The sequence below is a fragment of the Carnobacterium sp. FSL W8-0810 genome, assembly GCF_038007125.1.
Taxonomy (GTDB): domain Bacteria; phylum Bacillota; class Bacilli; order Lactobacillales; family Carnobacteriaceae; genus Carnobacterium_B; species Carnobacterium_B inhibens.
The window spans coordinates 378,487-395,657 of sequence record NZ_JBBOWO010000001.1 but is presented as its reverse complement, the minus strand read 5'-3'; the positions used below and the strand labels follow the sequence as shown (position 1 = coordinate 395,657).

17 protein-coding genes and 1 other RNA gene are annotated in these 17,171 nt (G+C 35.2%); 13 read left to right on the top strand and 5 right to left on the bottom strand.

Features of this window, described 5'->3' with window-relative positions; translation table 11 throughout:
- Positions 1–140: 140 nt before the first annotated feature.
- From nrdD to NST49_RS01950, 3 genes are all read left to right on the top strand, one after another.
- The gene (nrdD, locus tag NST49_RS01960) at positions 141–2,354 is read left to right on the top strand and encodes an anaerobic ribonucleoside-triphosphate reductase (protein WP_341046752.1); all 2,214 of its coding nucleotides are present in this window, start codon (positions 141–143) and stop codon (positions 2,352–2,354) included.
- On the top strand, positions 2,341–2,901 hold the full coding sequence (nrdG, locus tag NST49_RS01955) for an anaerobic ribonucleoside-triphosphate reductase activating protein (protein ID WP_023176674.1): 561 nt from the start codon (positions 2,341–2,343) through the stop codon (positions 2,899–2,901). Before nrdD ends, nrdG begins: the two co-directional genes overlap by 14 nt.
- Before the next feature lie 91 nt (positions 2,902–2,992).
- Positions 2,993–3,202, top strand: coding sequence for a YwbE family protein (locus NST49_RS01950; RefSeq protein WP_023176675.1), 210 nt, complete (start codon positions 2,993–2,995; stop codon positions 3,200–3,202).
- Positions 3,203–3,293: 91 nt separating this feature from the next.
- On the opposite strand, the gene NST49_RS01945 is transcribed toward NST49_RS01950, so the two are convergent.
- Together NST49_RS01945 and NST49_RS01940 are read right to left on the bottom strand one after the other, a co-directional pair.
- Positions 3,294–3,824 carry a biotin transporter BioY gene (locus NST49_RS01945; RefSeq protein WP_238336965.1) on the bottom strand — a complete coding sequence of 177 codons (531 nt, stop codon included), beginning with the start codon at positions 3,822–3,824 and terminating at the stop codon, positions 3,294–3,296.
- A 25-nt stretch (positions 3,825–3,849) separates the two neighbouring features.
- Positions 3,850–4,836, bottom strand: coding sequence for a biotin--[acetyl-CoA-carboxylase] ligase (locus NST49_RS01940; protein WP_301426391.1), 987 nt, complete (start codon positions 4,834–4,836; stop codon positions 3,850–3,852).
- A gap of 175 nt (positions 4,837–5,011) precedes the next feature.
- Between NST49_RS01940 and NST49_RS01935 the strand changes: the two genes are divergently transcribed.
- Positions 5,012–6,976 (top strand): ABC transporter ATP-binding protein/permease, encoded by a 1,965-nt coding sequence (locus NST49_RS01935; protein WP_341046747.1) that lies wholly within the window; start codon positions 5,012–5,014, stop codon positions 6,974–6,976.
- A gap of 134 nt (positions 6,977–7,110) precedes the next feature.
- On the opposite strand, the gene alr is transcribed toward NST49_RS01935, so the two are convergent.
- Complete coding sequence (gene alr, locus NST49_RS01930) at positions 7,111–8,286, bottom strand: alanine racemase (RefSeq protein WP_341046746.1); 1,176 nt, start codon at positions 8,284–8,286, stop codon at positions 7,111–7,113.
- 233 nt (positions 8,287–8,519) lie between these two features.
- On the opposite strand from alr, the gene NST49_RS01925 reads away from it, so the two are divergent.
- From NST49_RS01925 to NST49_RS01915, 3 genes are all read left to right on the top strand, one after another.
- Entirely contained in the window at positions 8,520–8,747 is a 228-nt protein-coding gene (locus tag NST49_RS01925; protein ID WP_034538095.1) for a hypothetical protein, read from the top strand.
- 310 nt (positions 8,748–9,057) lie between these two features.
- Positions 9,058–9,816 carry a polysaccharide deacetylase family protein gene (locus NST49_RS01920; protein ID WP_251166268.1) on the top strand — a complete coding sequence of 253 codons (759 nt, stop codon included), beginning with the start codon at positions 9,058–9,060 and terminating at the stop codon, positions 9,814–9,816.
- Positions 9,813–10,769 (top strand): ABC transporter substrate-binding protein, encoded by a 957-nt coding sequence (locus NST49_RS01915; RefSeq protein WP_341046743.1) that lies wholly within the window; start codon positions 9,813–9,815, stop codon positions 10,767–10,769. Before NST49_RS01920 ends, NST49_RS01915 begins: the two co-directional genes overlap by 4 nt.
- 72 nt (positions 10,770–10,841) lie before the next feature.
- Here NST49_RS01915 and NST49_RS01910 read toward each other — a convergent pair whose 3' ends face one another.
- Both NST49_RS01910 and NST49_RS01905 read right to left on the bottom strand, forming a co-directional pair.
- Positions 10,842–11,591, bottom strand: coding sequence for an ABC transporter permease (locus tag NST49_RS01910; RefSeq protein ID WP_341046742.1), 750 nt, complete (start codon positions 11,589–11,591; stop codon positions 10,842–10,844).
- Positions 11,588–12,334 (bottom strand): ABC transporter ATP-binding protein, encoded by a 747-nt coding sequence (locus NST49_RS01905; RefSeq protein WP_341046741.1) that lies wholly within the window; start codon positions 12,332–12,334, stop codon positions 11,588–11,590. Before NST49_RS01905 ends, NST49_RS01910 begins: the two co-directional genes overlap by 4 nt.
- Positions 12,335–12,626: 292 nt before the next feature.
- On the opposite strand from NST49_RS01905, the gene add reads away from it, so the two are divergent.
- From add to NST49_RS01875, 6 genes are all read left to right on the top strand, one after another.
- Positions 12,627–13,664, top strand: coding sequence for an adenosine deaminase (add, locus tag NST49_RS01900; protein ID WP_034538103.1), 1,038 nt, complete (start codon positions 12,627–12,629; stop codon positions 13,662–13,664).
- A 119-nt stretch (positions 13,665–13,783) separates the two neighbouring features.
- An RNA gene (gene ffs / locus NST49_RS01895) (signal recognition particle sRNA small type) lies at positions 13,784–13,870 on the top strand.
- 173 nt (positions 13,871–14,043) lie between these two features.
- Positions 14,044–15,861: a DNA polymerase III subunit gamma/tau gene (gene dnaX, locus NST49_RS01890; protein ID WP_341046740.1), complete on the top strand. Its 1,818-nt coding sequence runs from the start codon at positions 14,044–14,046 to the stop codon at positions 15,859–15,861.
- A gap of 28 nt (positions 15,862–15,889) precedes the next feature.
- Positions 15,890–16,204, top strand: a complete 315-nt coding sequence (locus NST49_RS01885) for a YbaB/EbfC family nucleoid-associated protein (protein WP_187949114.1) — start codon at positions 15,890–15,892, stop codon at positions 16,202–16,204.
- A gap of 100 nt (positions 16,205–16,304) precedes the next feature.
- Positions 16,305–16,901: a recombination mediator RecR gene (gene recR / locus NST49_RS01880; protein WP_034538107.1), complete on the top strand. Its 597-nt coding sequence runs from the start codon at positions 16,305–16,307 to the stop codon at positions 16,899–16,901.
- A 17-nt stretch (positions 16,902–16,918) separates the two neighbouring features.
- Positions 16,919–17,158 (top strand): YaaL family protein, encoded by a 240-nt coding sequence (locus NST49_RS01875; RefSeq protein WP_034538110.1) that lies wholly within the window; start codon positions 16,919–16,921, stop codon positions 17,156–17,158.
- The last annotated feature ends 13 nt before the right edge of the window (positions 17,159–17,171 follow it).

Below are 17,171 nucleotides of genomic sequence, written 5' to 3'. Positions count from 1 at the left end.
ATGATCTATTTATATTTCTTTTAATAATAATTAAAATGATGGACGAAATGTAGGATTGCGTTTATACTATATATAGTCTCAGAATTATTTTTATAGCTATATATAGTGTTTTAAAGGAATGGATAGGGTGGCGATAGGAAATGATAATGGATAATGATATTTTTTGTGAATCTTCGAACAAACTTAAGCTGAAAGTAATGAAAAGAGATGGACGAGAAGTTGAATTTAGAGAAGAAAAAATCTTTGAAGCTTTATTGAAAGCCCATCATTCATTAACAAAAGAAACGGATGAAAAAAGTATTCAGGAACTAAAAGAGATCGTTGAAGTAGTAAAAAAAGAAATAGCACAACGATTCGTCAACAATATTAAAATTTATGAAATTCAGAGTATTGTTGAACATATTTTAATAGATGCCCATAAACATGAATTAGCAGAAGCCTATTTAGTTTATAGAACCCGACGCGATCTGGAAAGAAGCCAATCAACGGATATAAACTATGCTATCCATGATCTTTTGCGTAAAGAACAGACCGTGGTAAATGAAAATGCGAATAAGGATAGCAATGTATTCAATACTCAAAGAGATTTAACTGCAGGAGTAGTTGCGAAATCTATGGGACTTAAATTGTTGCCGAAGCATGTTGCTAATGCGCACCAAAAAGGAGATATCCATTATCATGACCTGGACTATCAACCTTACGCTCCAATGACAAATTGTTGTTTGATCGATTTTCAAAGTATGTTTAGGGAAGGCTTTAAAATAGGGAATGCAGAGGTAGAAAGTCCGCGTTCCATTCAAACAGCTGCTGCTCAAATGGCACAAATTATTGCCAATGTGGCTTCTAGTCAGTATGGAGGATGCAGCGCAGATCGAATTGATGAAGTATTAGCTCCTTATAGTCGTTTAAACTATCAAAAACATTTGCAGACTGCAAGAGAATGGGTCACAGGAGAAGAAAAGCAAAAGCAATATGCCCGTGAAAAAACAAAAAAAGACATTTATGATGCTATGCAGAGCTTGGAATACGAGATCAATACCCTTTATTCTTCTCAAGGACAAACGCCTTTTACAACGTTAGGATTTGGATTGGGAACGGATTGGTTTGAACAAGAAATTCAGCGTTCCATCTTATTAGTTCGCATCAATGGATTGGGAAAAGAAAAGAGAACAGCCATTTTTCCAAAACTTGTCTTCACTCTTAAACGAGGCGTTAATTTGGATCCCGAAGATCAAAATTATGATATAAAAAAATTAGCCCTTACTTGTTCAACCAAAAGAATGTATCCTGATGTCTTAATGTACGATAAAGTCGTTGCGTTAACGGGAAGTTTTAAAGCGCCAATGGGGTGTCGTTCATTTTTACAAGGATGGAAAGATGAACATGGTCAAGAAGTAAACTCAGGAAGAATGAATTTAGGTGTGGTCACACTTAATTTGCCTCGTGTGGCTATCGAATCTAAAGGAAACCAATCAATGTTTTGGGAGCTATTTGAAGAACGATTAAAGGTTTGTCACGATGCTTTAGTTTATCGTGTTCAAAGGACAAAAGATGCATTACCTGAAAATGCTCCTATTTTATACGAATATGGCGCTTTTGGGAAACGATTGAAAAAAGGAGACAGTGTAAATGATCTCTTTAAAAATAAACGTGCGACAGTATCTTTAGGTTATATTGGACTATACGAAGCTGCAACAGTCTTTTTTGGGCCAGAGTGGGAAAAAAATGAAACTGCCAAGGCCTTTACAGTGGATATTTTGAGAAAAATGAAACAGCACACAGATCAATGGGGAGAAAAGTATGGCTATCATTTTAGTGTGTATTCAACACCCAGTGAAAGTCTAACGGACCGGTTTTGTCGCTTAGATACAAAGAAATTTGGCGTACTGACAGATATTACTGATAAAGAGTATTACACAAACAGTTTCCATTACGATGTACGAAAAAAACCAACACCGTTTGAGAAGATTGAATTTGAGAAAGATTATCCTGAATACACATCTGGCGGTTTCATCCATTATTGTGAGTACCCGAATATGCAACAAAATCCAAAAGCGTTAGAAGCTGTGTGGGATTTCTCTTATGATCGTATTGGATATCTTGGGACCAATACGCCTATTGATCATTGTTACAAATGTGGATTTGAAGGAGATTTTGATCCGACTGAGCGAGGATTTAAATGTCCACAATGCGGAAATACCGATCCCGACAGCTGTGATGTCGTAAAAAGAACGTGCGGTTATCTCGGTAATCCTCAAGCTAGACCGATGGTAAACGGAAGACACAAAGAGATTTCAGCTCGGGTCAAACATATGCCAGTTAACGGGGAGGAAATACTACATGAGGAATCCTAAACCGAAAGAATGGCTGGCTAAAGATTACAGTCAATGCCGGATAGCGGATTATAAACCGTTTAATTTTGTTGATGGAGAAGGTGTCAGATGCAGTCTCTATATGAGCGGATGTCTGTTTGCCTGCAAAGGCTGTTACAATAAGATCGCACAAAATTTTGCTTATGGAGTGGAGTATACTACAGAACTAGAAGACACGATCATTGCTGATCTAAAGCATTCTTATGTTCAAGGCTTAACTCTTTTAGGAGGAGAACCTTTTCTCAATACACAAGTTGCAATTCCTTTAGCTAAACGCATTCGTTCGGAATATCGTGAGACAAAAGATATTTGGTCTTGGACTGGCTATACATGGGAAGAATTGATGCAAGAATCGGAGGATAAACTGGAATTGCTGTCACTAATCGATGTCGTTGTGGATGGACGATTTGAATTAGCTAAAAAAGATTTGACGCTTCAGTTTAGAGGGAGTTCAAATCAACGTATTATTGATGTTCAAGCGTCATTGAGACATGAAAAAGTTGTATTATGGCAAAATCAATTTAATTAGAAGCAAAGTAGGAAAGCCTTACTTTTTAGACGTAAGTAGTATGAAGAGAATAAAATATGCTACACTACAGATAAATAAAGGAGCGGATATTATGGATGGAAAGTCAAGAGCAGCGATTAAAATTGATGCATTAGTAGATATTGTTTTAAAAAAAGATCAACGTACAGGTAAATTAACAAGAGGTCACGTAAAGCGTATTTTAACCAACAGCAGTCAACATCCACATGGGATCAAAGTTATGTTAAAAGAAGGAGACCAAGTTGGTCGTGTCCAAAAGATCTTAACAGATGACGATAAATAAGTTACCTAACTGATAATAACAAAAGAGATCTAAACTGGTTTTTACATCAGCTCGATCTCTTTTTGCGTTTTTAGTTAATAAGCGATTAAATTTAATTTTGGATGCGTTTAAGATGTCGTTGCAAGCGGGAGCTGATCAAAAAAGCGAAAACAGCTTTAACGACATCACCTGGAACAAATAATAAGAAACCCGTTTTGAAGATGAGACTGTTACTCATAGTCAAATCAAGATAGCCTCTTAGGATGAAAATCATATAAGGCAAACCAATGATGTAAAAAATACTGGATCCAATAAGAATGGCCCCTAAAGCAGATTTAAATGTGAAAGATCTGCTTTCTAAGAACCATGCCATTACATAAGCTCCTAGAATGAAACCAAGTACAAAACCAAAACTTGGACTTAAAAAAGATTGAAATCCTTTAAAGATAAGGATGAGCAATAAGTGCAGGCTTTGTGCAAGAAAAGCAGCATTTTTTTGCAAGATAAGGCCAGTTAGTAAAACAAACAACGTTTGCAAGGTGAAAGGGACTGGACCAAGAGGAATACTGATAAAACTGCTAATATAAGACAAAGCTGCCATTAAACTACAGAGTGTTATTTCTCGCGTGGTTAAGGTTGACATAATAAGCTCCTTTGAAATTCATTCATCAATCGAATGGCTTTTTCATAATGATCTCTCCGTAAGACAACGTTCGTTGTTGGCCATCAGCCAGTTGCACAACAAGACCTCCTTGAGGATCAATATCTATGGGAATAGCTTCGAATTCTTGCTTACGTTCTTTAAAAGTAATTTTTCTACCAATCACAAAACAACGTTTTTTATATTCTTCTAAAAAAGTACGTTCCTCAATTGTTTGGTAAATCATGTAAAATTGATTCATGATTTCAGCTATTAGAAGATTACGATCACTAATTTCCTTTTCTGTATCAGTAGTAAGAGAGCCTGCGATAGTGCTGATTTCAGTTGGAAAACCTGTTAAAGGCTCTTTAACATTTAAGCCTACTCCGACAATCAGAGTCTCTATTTTCCCGCTTTCAAAGTCTGATACAGCTTCAGTTAAAATACCGCATATTTTTGTATCGTTGAGATAAATATCATTTACCCATTTGATACTAGGTCGTTTAGTAGTTAATTTTTCAATAGCCAAACAAACGGCTACAGCAGTAGCTGTAGTGACTAAAGTAGCATCCGCCATAGATAAGTTGGGCTTTAAAAAGAAACTCATGTAAATGCCTGTTTGACTAGGAGAATAAAAAGACTTGCCTAATCGTCCTCGTCCTTTAGTTTGTTCTTCAGCTAGGACAACGCCTTGATTTTGTGAACTTTTCATTGCAAAAGATCGAGCTTCATTATTTGTAGAGTCAATGGTTTTAAATGTATGGATAGGAAGAGTTTTTAGATCTGTATGTAGGAATGATCTAATGCCTTCAATCGAAATGACATCTGACTTTTCAGAAAGTCGGTAACCTTTATTGGTTACTGCTTCAATGATGTAGCCTTCTTCTTGTAGAGTTTTTATTCCTTTCCAGATAGATGTTCTTGAAAGTCCTAGTGTATCTGCCAATGCTTGACCAGAAATATTGGACCCTTTTTGTTGTTTTAATAAAGAAAGAATGCGTAATTTTGTAGACATAAGTTCACCTCGTTTTTTAGTATAAAAGCTTCTATTCTTATTGTCAACTAAATTATATTTAGTTAGGTAACAATTAGAAAATAAGAGTAACCATTGTTAAATAAATCAAAAAGTAGTAATATGAGAACATTCTACAAAAAAGTTAAAATTATAAAAGAATTGAAGGAGAATAAAGATGCCTGTAATGGAACTAAAGCAAGTGAATAAATCATATAAGATCAATGGCGGAGAAACATTTCAAGCTTTGAAAGACATTAATCTGTCTTTTGAAAAAGGTGAATTGGTGTCTATTATTGGAGAATCTGGTAGTGGGAAATCCACACTAATGAATTTGATTGGTGGGTTAGATTCAGATTTTCAAGGCGAAATTCTTGTCGATGGTGAAAATATTGGAGATTATTCTGAAAAGAACTTGGTACAGTATCATAAAGAAAAAGTGGGATTTGTCTTCCAAAGTTTTAATCTTATCTCTCATTTATCGGTTTTAGACAATGTAACATTAGCAATGACCTTATCAAACGTTTCAAAGGCAGACCGAGAAAAAAGAGCCAAAGAAATTTTAGGTGTAGTAGGTTTACAAGATCATTTGTATAAGAAACCGGATGCTATTTCAGGTGGTCAAAAGCAACGGGTAGCTATTGCACGTGCACTAGTAAATGATCCGGATATTATTATCGCAGATGAACCTACAGGAGCATTGGATTCAGAAACAACAGATCAAGTTTTAGAGATGATCAAAGAAATTGCTGAAAATGGCAAACTGGTTATTATGGTTACCCATTCTGAAAAAGTAGCGGGTTATTCTAGCAGAGTTGTGACGATTGATGACGGACGAGTAATAGATGATCAAAAAGGCAGTGCATTAACGGTTACAGACAATAAATACAAAACAGAGAAACCTAATCGCAATAAAAATTTGAGTTTATTGGGTGCAACAAAGTTAGCCCTTTTAAATATGAAAGAAAAATTAGCTCGTAATATATTGATTGCTTTAGGTGGTAGTGTAGGAATCATGAGCGTCATTTTAATGTTGTCTTTAGGAAGTGGTGTGAATTCTTATTTAACAGATACGATGAACAGTCAGGTAAATCCGTTAGTTAGTGAAGTTCATATGCCGGACGAAGAGCCGGAAAACCAAACTGAACTGAATGAAATGCGGGACCAAAATCCTTTAATGGGATTATCTAGCTCAGCTCCATTTGGGACGGAAAATATTGATGAGTTGTCTAATATTGAGCATGTAGAAGCAGTTGAAGAAGGTTTTACTAATTTCTCAATTGGAACAAATAAAGCTTCTTTTGATGGAAAAGCTACTCAGTTTATGAGTGTGACGACTGTTTCTTCTATGATTACTAGCGCAGACATAGTAGAAGGAGGACTTCCTGAAGAAGGAGAAGTCATGATTACTAAAAATATGGCGGATACTTTAGGCGAAGACCTTGTAGGACAGGACATTCAAGTTGATACAATCGTTAATGAACAACAACTTAATTTGACAATGACTGTCAGTGGAATATATGGTGCTGAAGCATCAGCTGCGATAGATACAGTTTACTTGAATTATGAAGATTTAAAAAATGCAATGGAAGAAGCAGGGGGAGGATTAAATCCTAATATCGTTTACCTTATTTCTGATGATGCAGCTGCAACAGACTCTATCAAATCTAAGGTTGAAGACTTAGGATACAAAGGATCATCTACGGAAGCTATAGCAGAGACATTTAGTCAAATGCTGGATGTCTTTACGTATGTGTTAGCCGGAGTTGCTGGGATTTCATTAGTGGTTTCAGCTATTATGATATTGACTGTCTTGTATATCAGTGTGGTTGAAAGAACAAAAGAAATTGGTGTGATCAAAGCCATTGGGGGACGTAAAAAAGATATTCGCCGTATTTTTGTATCTGAATCCTTCTTGATTGGTTTATTCAGCGGAATGTTTGGTGTCGGAATTGCATGGGGATTATCATTAATCGCTAATGCTGCAAGTACGCACTATTTTGATGTTGCTATCATTGATTTAACGCCAATGTATGCTATTTCCGGAATAGTTTTAAGTATCATCATTAGTATGGTAGCTGGCTTAATGCCTGCGTCTAAAGCTGCGAAATTAGACCCTGTTGAATCATTAAGAAGAGACTAACCTATATTTCGGCCAAATTTGATTTGGTAAAAGAAATAGATCAATTGGTTTTAAAGTGGTATAAAGAAATAAAGTAAAACCTAATGTATAACTGTTTGTTTGCAGTTATACATTAGGTTTTTTTAGTGCAATTTCTAATGAAAGTCTATTAATCCTGTAGTGGCGACGATCTGATTATTTTGGATATAGACTCTGGGAACTCGTTTTCCAATCAAACAAGCGACCTCATAATGGATCGTGTTCATTTGGACAGCTATTTCGCTAAGAGAAATACAATTATCTAGTGGATCTCCAAAAAGAATGATTTCTTCATTAAAATCAGCTGGATTTATTCCAGAAAGGTCTACCATTGTTTGGTCCATACAGACTCGTCCAACAATAGGTGCTTTATGCCCATTTAGGGTAACGTGTCCTTTGTTTGATAAGGACCGTGAAAGACCATCTGCATAGCCTACTGGAATCGTCGCAATAATAGAATCTTTTGTCGTGGTATATGTTCGACCATAGCTGATTGTTTGCCCAGCAGGAACATCTTTAATCAAAATCGGTTTCGTTTTAAAAGACATTACCGGCTTTAAGGTGATATTATTTCGCAAATGTTCTTCTGGGTATAAACCGTACAAACCAATACCGACCCGTATCATGTCTAAATGCATTTCTGGAAAAGCAATTGTGGCGGCAGTATTGCAACAATGCTTAACGGGGATATCATACCCTTTTTGTTGAAGATAAGAAACAATATCCATAAAGTGATGAAATTGATCATGAACAAAAGAAGAATCGATCACATCAGCATCAGCAAAATGAGTAAAAATGCCTTCTAGAATCAAGTAATCTGAAGTAATGGACGAAACAACCTGCAAGGCTTCAGAAGTAGAACGTACTCCAATTCGGTTCATTCCGCTATCTATTTTTAAATGAATTCGACAGACCAATTTCTTTTTAGTTGCTAGTTCTTGAATGCGTTCAACAGCTTCTTTTGAATAAATAGTTAAAGTAATATTATGATCGATGGCTTGTTCAATTGTCTCAGTATCTAAGCTAGTGTAGCCTAATACTAAAATTGGAATAGAAAAACCGGCCTTACGTAAGATAATCGCCTCATCTAAAAATGCAACGGCTAAATAATTTGCACCAGCATGAATAGCAGCTTTAGCCACTTCTATCGAACCATGACCGTACGCATCAGCTTTAACGACAGCCATTAAGTTTGTTTCAGGCTGAATTGTTTCCTTAAAAGCGTTTATATTGTACACTAAATTATTAAGAGATATCTCTACCCATGTTTCTCTATAACTTCCTTTTTCCATTAGTCCACTTCCTAAATTTACCTACATTATTTTTTATAATCATACCACTTAATAGTAGAAAATGTATACCATTCTAAATAGAGATAAGTATCATATAGTGAAACTTAATGTATATAAGAATAACATAGGATGGTATACTAATAGAGGATAGAAAAGGAATTGTTAGAAAGTAAATAAGGTACTTCTACAATAATAATGATTGACTATCTTTGGTTAAAAAGCAGGAGGTTTATATGAACGATATTCAAGATTTTCGAAAAAATTATTTAGCCATTCTTAAATCCAGTAAATTGAAACAAACGAAGAAAAACGAATTGTTTCAGACGATCTTATGTCAAATGGATGAGATTTTTAAAATTCGCACAAGTGAAATGGAAAAATACAATACAGATAATTATGATGCAATTACACTCTACTTAGAAATTTCTGCAACTTTAAAAGCTCAGCAAGAAAATAATTGATTACATAAATTCGGAATCGTTAAAAAAATAATGAGATCGCTATTTTTAAAGTTCTATCTTACACAATGATAGTGTTTATTGTTACGCGTAGAGATGGTGTGAAAGAAATAAAAAAATGAATTCATGGACGATCTTATAAATAAACAGCTGAAGAGTCTCTTGAGAAAGATAGAGATTTTCAGCTGTTTATTGGATTTTTTTGTAGAAATGGGTTATTTTAAGTTAGAAAAATGATATAATTATTGTAGAAAAGAGATAGATATTTTTTTACTAATAAAAGTGAATGTTTTCACAAAAAAGAGGGGTTTTAATGAGCTTTAATGTTTTGATGTATCATGAGTTTCGCGAACGGGGTACTTTTGATAGTACCAAGCCATCAACAATTTCAGTTGAACAAAACTATCAAGATGCTTTACCGCCAGTCCTTTTTAGTTATGTAGAGGATTTTAAAGAACAAATGAACTATTTAAAAAGTGAGGGATATCATACTTTAACGCTACAAGAAATAAAAAACTTTTATGAAAATGAAACAGAGCTTCCAGAAAAATCAGTTTTAATAACAATTGATGATGCATTTCAATCTGTACATAAGTATGCATACCCGGTTTTAAAAAGCTTACAATTTCATGCGGTTAGTTTTGTGGTATTAGGGTGGCTATCACAAGAAATGAAAAAATTTGATCCAACTATCTCAATGGTTATGAGCAAAAAAGAACTTGAAGAAATGAAGGACGTAGTTGAATTGGCTAATCATACAACTAACCTTCATATCCGTCATTCGAACGGAACAGCTGCTATGCAAATGGTCTCTTTTGAAGGTTTAAAAAAAGACTTAGCAGCATGTGGAGAGTATGTAAATTTTCCTGATGTGTTTGCTTATCCATTTGGAATTTATGACTCTAAAGATATTGAACGGTTAATTAAAGCCGATGTGAAGTATGCTTTTTCAACTACTCCGGGTACCAATACAATTGAGACTCCGCTATTAGAGCTGCGTCGCGATACGGTAACGTTGGGATGTACAATAGAAGAATTTAAAGCAATTGTAGAAAGAGGAGAGAAAAAATGAAAAAATTAGGAATGTTGTTAATGACAGTTGCAATTGGTTTAGCAGCTTGTTCAAACGGTAATGAAAGCAGCCAAGCGACACAAACAAGTGAACCAGACCTTACAAATGAACCCCTTCGATTCGGAACATTGCCAGCAGAATCAGCAATACCGATTATATTAGCAGAAGAAAACGGCTATTTTGATAAGGAAAACGTCGAAGTAGATATCACGTCTTTTAGTTCGCCAAACGACCGTAACGCTGCTGCTCAGTCTGGTGAACTTGATGGAATGATCGGTGACGTGATGACGGCTCTTTCTTTTAAGGAAGGCGGAATCGATTTAACGATTACATCTGATATCAATGAAGAATTTAAATTGCTCTCTTCACCCGATTCTGGAATCACAGGTATAAAACAATTGGATGGAAAAGATGTATCTTTAATACCCAAGCTGTTATTAGAATATATTATGGATGAAATAGCTGCTAAAAATAATATTGCCTATGAAGTTGTTTCCATCCCGTCGATTCCTGCAAGATATGAAGCTTTATTAGAAAATCAAATTGATTCGGTTATTTTTACTGAACCTCAAGCAACAGCACTTCAGCTAAACGGAGCCCATGTGTTAGCAAGTTCGTCAGAGTACGGTATCAAAGGCGGAACTATACTCTTTAGTGACGATAGTGTAGCGGAAAGATCTAGTGATATTGCTGCTTTTTATAGAGCATATAACCAAGCAGTTGATTATATGAATACAACAGATGCAGCAGAATATAGTACTGTTTTAACAGAATATAATTTCCCGGAAACTATGGGAGACTATTTAAAAAATAGAAAGGAAGATTACAGCAAAGCAACGATCGTCACTGAAGAACAATATGAAAGCATTGAACAATGGACAAAGGAAAAAGAGATGATTAGTAAAGATTATAGGTATGAAGAATTAACAGACTTTTCTATGCTAGAAGATTAATAAAATACTTCGATTTTGATGTACTCATTTATAACCTGAGTCATTTTAATCGAGGTATTTTTTCTCTATCTATCAAGTGGGTTTATTCCAAGGTGCTAGGAAACGCTCTAAGATATCAATTAACTTGAATAATAAAAATCCAAGCAAGCAAAGGGCTAATATACCACAAAACATTGCCGAATAATCAATAACAGACCAAGCATTCATGATGTAATAACCAAGACCGTATTTAGTGGCATAATTTTCTGCGAAGAAAAGAGAGGCCACCGCAATGCCGATGCAAACACGTAGTCCGCTGATGATTTGTGGAATAATAGCAGGACAAAGCAAATAAATAAAGATCTGCCACTTACTGGCATGCATCATGAGCATAACTTGGTAATAAGACTGATCAATTTGAGTTATACCATCTCGCACAGATAGAATGAGTTGAAAAACAATGATCCAGACAATTAAGCTTATTTTTGAAGCATCACCTAATCCATACAGCAACATAAAGACCGGTAAAAAGGCTACTTTTGGGATGGGGTAGATCAAATACAGTAATGGAGACAATAAGCGGTCTGCCCATTTACTCGCCCCAATCCATATTCCTAAAGGGACTCCGATCAAGAATGAAATAAGTATAGCGGCTAAGATGCGAAGTAAGCTGCTGAAAATATGTGGCAGCAGGATAGGGAACAGCTGAATAAATAAACGTATTGTTTTAATTGGTTCTGGAATGACAGGGTGATCAATAAAGTAGTAAAGGAATTGCCAAATCAAAAATAAGCCAATTAAACCAATTAACGTATCAAAAGGAATTTTTAATTTTCGCTTCATTCTGGCGTACCTCTTTCTAAACTTTCTCTAACGTTTAGACACATGTCATAAAAAACGGTTTTTTTTCGAATATTTTCTATTCCAACTAAAGGATTTTGAATGATATCATGGATACCGCCTTTATTCATAACGATGATTTGTTCTCCTAAAAAAACCGCTTCTTCGATAGAATGAGTGACTTGGAAAAGAGTTGTGTGTTTTATTTGGTGAATCGCTAAAATCATATCTTGTAAATACTCTTTTGTCATTGCATCTAAAGCCGAGGTAGCTTCATCCAACAGAAGAAGTTCAGGTTCTAGATTCAGACTTCTAGCAATAGCAACACGCTGTTTTTGTCCGCCACTAATTTGAGTAGGGTAGTAATGAGCAATATCTAAAAGATTTAATTCTTTTAAAAGTTTAGTTGTCTTTTTCTTTATGATTTCTGGAGTCTGATGGCTTACTTTAAGCCCCATAGCGACATTGTCGAAAACAGTACACCAAGGAAATAAGGCATAGTCCTGTAAAATAATCCCAGTATTTTTAGGGAAGGCGGTTACTGGAATGTCGTTTATGCTTAATTCTCCACTGTCGGGTTGAATAAAACCAGCCAAAGCATGTAGAAGGGTCGTTTTTCCACAACCCGATGGTCCAATTACTACACAAGTAGAGCGGGGTGGGATAGTAAATGAAATTGAATCTAATACGATACGGTCATCGAAAGAACAAGTTAGTTTTTTCACAAATATAGCGTTTTTAATCATTCGTTTAGCTCCTTATCATTCGTCTACTCTATTATAAAATTTTTAACCTTAAGATACAATTGACTTTTTAGAGGTAAGTGGATTAGTTTTTATTGGGTCAACTTAGTATAGGTAATTAGAAGTAGTTTGTTAATCGTTCGTTTATTTCGTTTTTTTAATTATAATTTTATGATTAATAATTGATAAAATGATATTTAGGCGTATAATTGTAATTAATAACATGAATTTCGTTCGTTAAAAAGCGAGTGAATTACTTGGAATGAAAATAGTTTAAGCTAAAGGAGTGTACACAGTGCCAACTAGATATCCAACGAGAGAATTTATTAAACAGTTACCAAAAGCAGAGTTGCATCTTCACTTAGAGGGAACATTAGAACCTGAATTAAAGTTGAAATTAGCAAAAAGAAACAATATTGCTATCGGGCAAGAAACAATTGAAGAAGTTCAAGAAAGTTATCAATTTGATTCCTTATCTTCTTTCTTAAATGTTTATTACCCAGCGATGAATGTCTTGCAAACAGAAGAAGACTTTTATGAATTAGCCTGGGAGTATTTGAAAAGAGCTAAAGAACACAATGTAAAACGTGCCGAAGTATTTTTTGATCCTCAAGCACATACCTCAAGAGGAATAAAATTCGAAACAGTTTTCAATGGTTATTATCGTGCTACTCAAGATAGTTTAAAATTAGGAATAAGTGCGGAACTTATCCTGTGTTTTTTAAGGGACATGTCTGCAGAATCAGCAATGGAAACATTCGAACAAGCTCTTCCCTATAAAGATAAAATAGCTGGGATCGGGCTGGATTCTGATGAAAGAAGCAACCCGCCCAGTAAATTTTTTGATGTATTTAAAAAAGCAAAAGAAGAAGGATTTCGCATCACAATGCATTGTGATATCGATCAAGAAAATTCGATTGAACACATCCGTCAAGCCCTTTTTGATGCAAAGGTTGAAAGACTTGATCACGGAACAAATATCGTGGAAAATCCTGAATTTGTAGCATATGTAAAAGAAAATAACATCGGTTTAACTTGTTGTCCAGTGTCGAATAGTTTTGTGGTGGAAGATATGAAGGGAAAAGAAATCATCGAGTTATTGGAACAAGGAGTAAAAGTAACGGTCAATTCAGATGACCCAGCTTATTTTCAAAGTTACATTTCAGATGACCTATATGCGTTAGCTGAAAATTATTCATTAACAACAGAGCAAATTATCCAATTAGCGAAGAATTCTTTTGAGATTGCTTGGATTCCTGAAGCAGAAAAAGAGAACTATATCCAATTGATAGATGCATATGTTGAGAATTTCAATAAAATAAAGACGATATAAAAGCTTTCTTCTATGAATTAAAAAAATTATGAAAACATTTTTTGACAATTAGATTTATTTAATTGGAAAAAACACTGGATTTTCACATAGTATTCCTATATAATAAGAAATGCCGCAAGGCCGTACGGCAATGGTGGACTTTCGAATCGTGTCAGATCCGGAAGGAAGCAGCACTAAGGATGTTCTGTCATGTGCCGTTCGTACATAGAATAAAAAAGGAAACCGTTGATTTTAAAATCAACGGTTTCTTTTTTTAGGATAGATCAGAATAATAACAGGTAACTAAAACGAAAAGAGTCTTGGTCTAGCTGTTTAAATTTCTAGCCAAATAACGTATAATAAAAGGTAATGACGAACGGTTCAAGAAAGGGAGAAATGCATGAGTTATCAAGCACTTTATCGAGTATGGCGTCCACAACGATTTCAGGATATCGCTGGACAAAAAGCTATCACGCAAACGTTAAGAAACGCTTTAGTACAAGAAAAAACAAGTCATGCGTATCTCTTTACTGGGCCTCGTGGAACAGGGAAAACGAGTGCAGCAAAGATATTTGCTAAAGCCATTAATTGCCCTAATCTAAAAGATGGAGAACCTTGTAATGAGTGTGAAACATGTCGTTCCATCACGCAAGGTCAATTAAATGATGTGATAGAAATTGATGCGGCCAGTAATAATGGGGTAGAAGAGATTCGTGATATTCGGGATAAAGCGAAGTATGCTCCCACTAGTGCAGATTATAAAGTCTACATTATTGATGAAGTCCACATGTTAACCACTGGAGCTTTTAATGCATTATTAAAAACATTAGAAGAACCTCCCAAGAATGTGGTTTTTATTTTAGCTACGACAGAGCCACATAAAATTCCTTTAACAATTATTTCTAGAACTCAACGATTTGATTTTAAACGGATCGGTATTCGGGATAGCTGTGAACGTATGAAATATATCCTAGATCAAGAAAAAATGGCTTATCAAGAAGAAGCTTTAACAGTTATAGCAAGAGCTGCAGAAGGCGGTATGCGTGATGCGTTAAGTATACTGGATCAGGCTATTTCATACGGTGACGATACAGTAACTGTTGAAAACGCCATGAGTGTTACTGGAAGTTTGACACAAGAGCTGGTTTTAGATTATTTTGATGCCATTATTCAGCACAATACTGAAAAAGGGCTGTCTCTTTTACAAAATATTTTAGCAGAAGGAAAAGACTCTAGTCGTTTTGTAGAAGATCTGATTCTGTTCAGTCGAGATATATTAGTTTATCAACAAGCTCCTCAGATGACGGATCTATTGGAAGGTGCTAATGTTGACGAAGGATTTAAACAGCTTAGTCAAACGATATCGGCTAACCAATTATATGAAATAATTGCAATTTTAAATGATACTCAACAAGAAATAAGATTTACCAATCATGCAGAAGTGTATTTAGAAGTTGCTACGGTGAAATTGACTCAGCTAACCATTGCTCAGATAAACAATGCAGCAGCTGAAACATCAAGTGTGAATGAAAATACACAAATCGAACGACAAAAAATTGCTGATCTTGAAAAAGAACTGATTCAAATGAAAAAGCAGCTACAAGAGATAGCTAAAAACGGAGGAACTCCTCAGCCGGCTAAGAAAGCACCTAAATCTGTCAATAAACCAGGCAATAACCAATTTAAAGCTAATACAACCATTATTTACAAAGTGTTAAGCGAAGCAACTAAAGAAAACTTAGCGCAATTAATTGATATTTGGCCTGACTTATTAAATATGCTTTCTGTAACTCAACGAGCGATCATGAAAGCCTCAACCCCCGTTGCTGCAAGTCCAGATGGCTTGATTGTTTCTTTTGAATATGATATTTTGTGTCAAAAGGCCACTAATGATACGGAATTACTGGAAGCGGTCAGTGAAGATTTGCGTCGTTTAGTCGGTTATTCACCTAATATGGTTTGTGTACCTTCAGAACAATGGCCAACAATTCGTGAACAGTTTTTAAAACAAAATAAAGATTTGTTAAAAAAACGTCCAGTGAAAAAAAGTTCGTCAACGTCTATTGAACAGCAGGAGACAGCAACAGCAAATGATTATGAACAAGAAAATTTGGCTAGTTTAGAATCGGTTCTGCCTGAATCTGAGGAAGAAGAGACAATTGTTACAGAAGCTATGGAATTGTTTGGCAAAGAAATGGTTGAAGTAAAAGAAGATTAAAAATCAAACGAATTGAGAGGAAGAATAAATTATGCGTGGAATGGGAAATATGCAAGGTATGATGAAACAAATGCAAAAAATGCAAAAAGAAATGGCAACATCTCAAGAGGATTTGAATGCAAGAGAATTTGTGGGAGTAGCTAATGGAAACATGGTAACTGTTACCTTAACAGGAGACAAGAAAATGAAGGATATTGCTATTAAACCAGAAGCAGTTGATCCAGAAGATGTTGAAATGTTACAAGATTTAATTATATTAGCAACAAATGATGCTTTAGAAAAAGTAGAAATTGAAACACAAGCAGTAATGGGAAAATACACTAAAGGAATTCCAGGCCTTTAAAAAGCCGCAATTAAAAATAATGATTAAAAATGGGATTCCTTGCGGGTCCCGTTTTTTGAATTCTATGAATCCTCTATAAAGGATAAGAAAGGAAATGACTATGCAGTATCCAGAACCGATATCAAAATTAATGGACAGTTACATGAAACTACCTGGAATTGGCGCTAAGACAGCCGCTCGATTAGCTTTTTTTACAATTGATATGCGTGAAGATGATGTAACAGACTTTGCTAAATCGTTAATCAGTGCGAAAAGAGATCTGCATTATTGCTCAAATTGCGGACAGATTACAGAAGCTGACCCTTGCCAGATCTGCCAAGATAAATCGCGTGATAGAAGCATCGTCTTAGTAGTAGAGGATCCAAAAGACGTGATGGCACTAGAAAAAATGCGTGAATATCATGGATTATACCATGTTCTGCATGGTGTTCTTTCTCCTATAGAAGGAACTGGTCCAGAAGATATCAATATACCAAGTTTGATTAAACGGTTGCAGTCAGATGAAATAAACGAAGTGATCATTGCAACAAATGCAACTGCTGAAGGTGAAGCAACAGCGATGTATTTATCGAGGTTAATTAAACCCGCAGGTATCAAAGTGACCCGTTTAGCTCATGGTCTTTCAGTCGGAAGCGATATTGAATATGCCGATGAGATTACGTTACTCAAAGCAGTTGAAGGACGTCGAGAACTTTAAGAGGAGGCTGAAGGAAATTGCTGTTTAAGAAAAAACAGGTATTACGAAAAGAATATGATGCAGCCTTGTTAAAATTGATGACGGAAACTAAAAGTAAATGGGAGTATGCTAAAAGAATTGAACATTCTGTTATTGAAAAAGACAGTTTGTTATTTGCTCAGACAAAATTAGCAGAAGCTAAGTATTTTTACCTATTTAAAGAAGCAAAAAAGCGTCATATTAAAGGTGACACTTCAACTCTAGAGTCATTTAAGTAGCAAAAATAAGGAG

Excerpts from the sequence above, each read along its gene's own strand:
- nrdD (WP_341046752.1), top strand. The coding sequence starts at position 141 with ATGATAATGGATAATGATATTTTTTGTGAATCTTCGAACAAACTTAAG.
- nrdG (WP_023176674.1), top strand. The coding sequence starts at position 2,341 with ATGAGGAATCCTAAACCGAAAGAATGGCTGGCTAAAGATTACAGTCAA.
- NST49_RS01950 (WP_023176675.1), top strand. The coding sequence starts at position 2,993 with ATGGATGGAAAGTCAAGAGCAGCGATTAAAATTGATGCATTAGTAGAT.
- NST49_RS01945 (WP_238336965.1), bottom strand. The coding sequence starts at position 3,824 with ATGTCAACCTTAACCACGCGAGAAATAACACTCTGTAGTTTAATGGCA.
- NST49_RS01940 (WP_301426391.1), bottom strand. The coding sequence starts at position 4,836 with ATGTCTACAAAATTACGCATTCTTTCTTTATTAAAACAACAAAAAGGG.
- NST49_RS01935 (WP_341046747.1), top strand. The coding sequence starts at position 5,012 with ATGCCTGTAATGGAACTAAAGCAAGTGAATAAATCATATAAGATCAAT.
- alr (WP_341046746.1), bottom strand. The coding sequence starts at position 8,286 with ATGGAAAAAGGAAGTTATAGAGAAACATGGGTAGAGATATCTCTTAAT.
- NST49_RS01925 (WP_034538095.1), top strand. The coding sequence starts at position 8,520 with ATGAACGATATTCAAGATTTTCGAAAAAATTATTTAGCCATTCTTAAA.
- NST49_RS01920 (WP_251166268.1), top strand. The coding sequence starts at position 9,058 with ATGAGCTTTAATGTTTTGATGTATCATGAGTTTCGCGAACGGGGTACT.
- NST49_RS01915 (WP_341046743.1), top strand. The coding sequence starts at position 9,813 with ATGAAAAAATTAGGAATGTTGTTAATGACAGTTGCAATTGGTTTAGCA.
- NST49_RS01910 (WP_341046742.1), bottom strand. The coding sequence starts at position 11,591 with ATGAAGCGAAAATTAAAAATTCCTTTTGATACGTTAATTGGTTTAATT.
- NST49_RS01905 (WP_341046741.1), bottom strand. The coding sequence starts at position 12,334 with ATGATTAAAAACGCTATATTTGTGAAAAAACTAACTTGTTCTTTCGAT.
- dnaX (WP_341046740.1), top strand. The coding sequence starts at position 14,044 with ATGAGTTATCAAGCACTTTATCGAGTATGGCGTCCACAACGATTTCAG.
- recR (WP_034538107.1), top strand. The coding sequence starts at position 16,305 with ATGCAGTATCCAGAACCGATATCAAAATTAATGGACAGTTACATGAAA.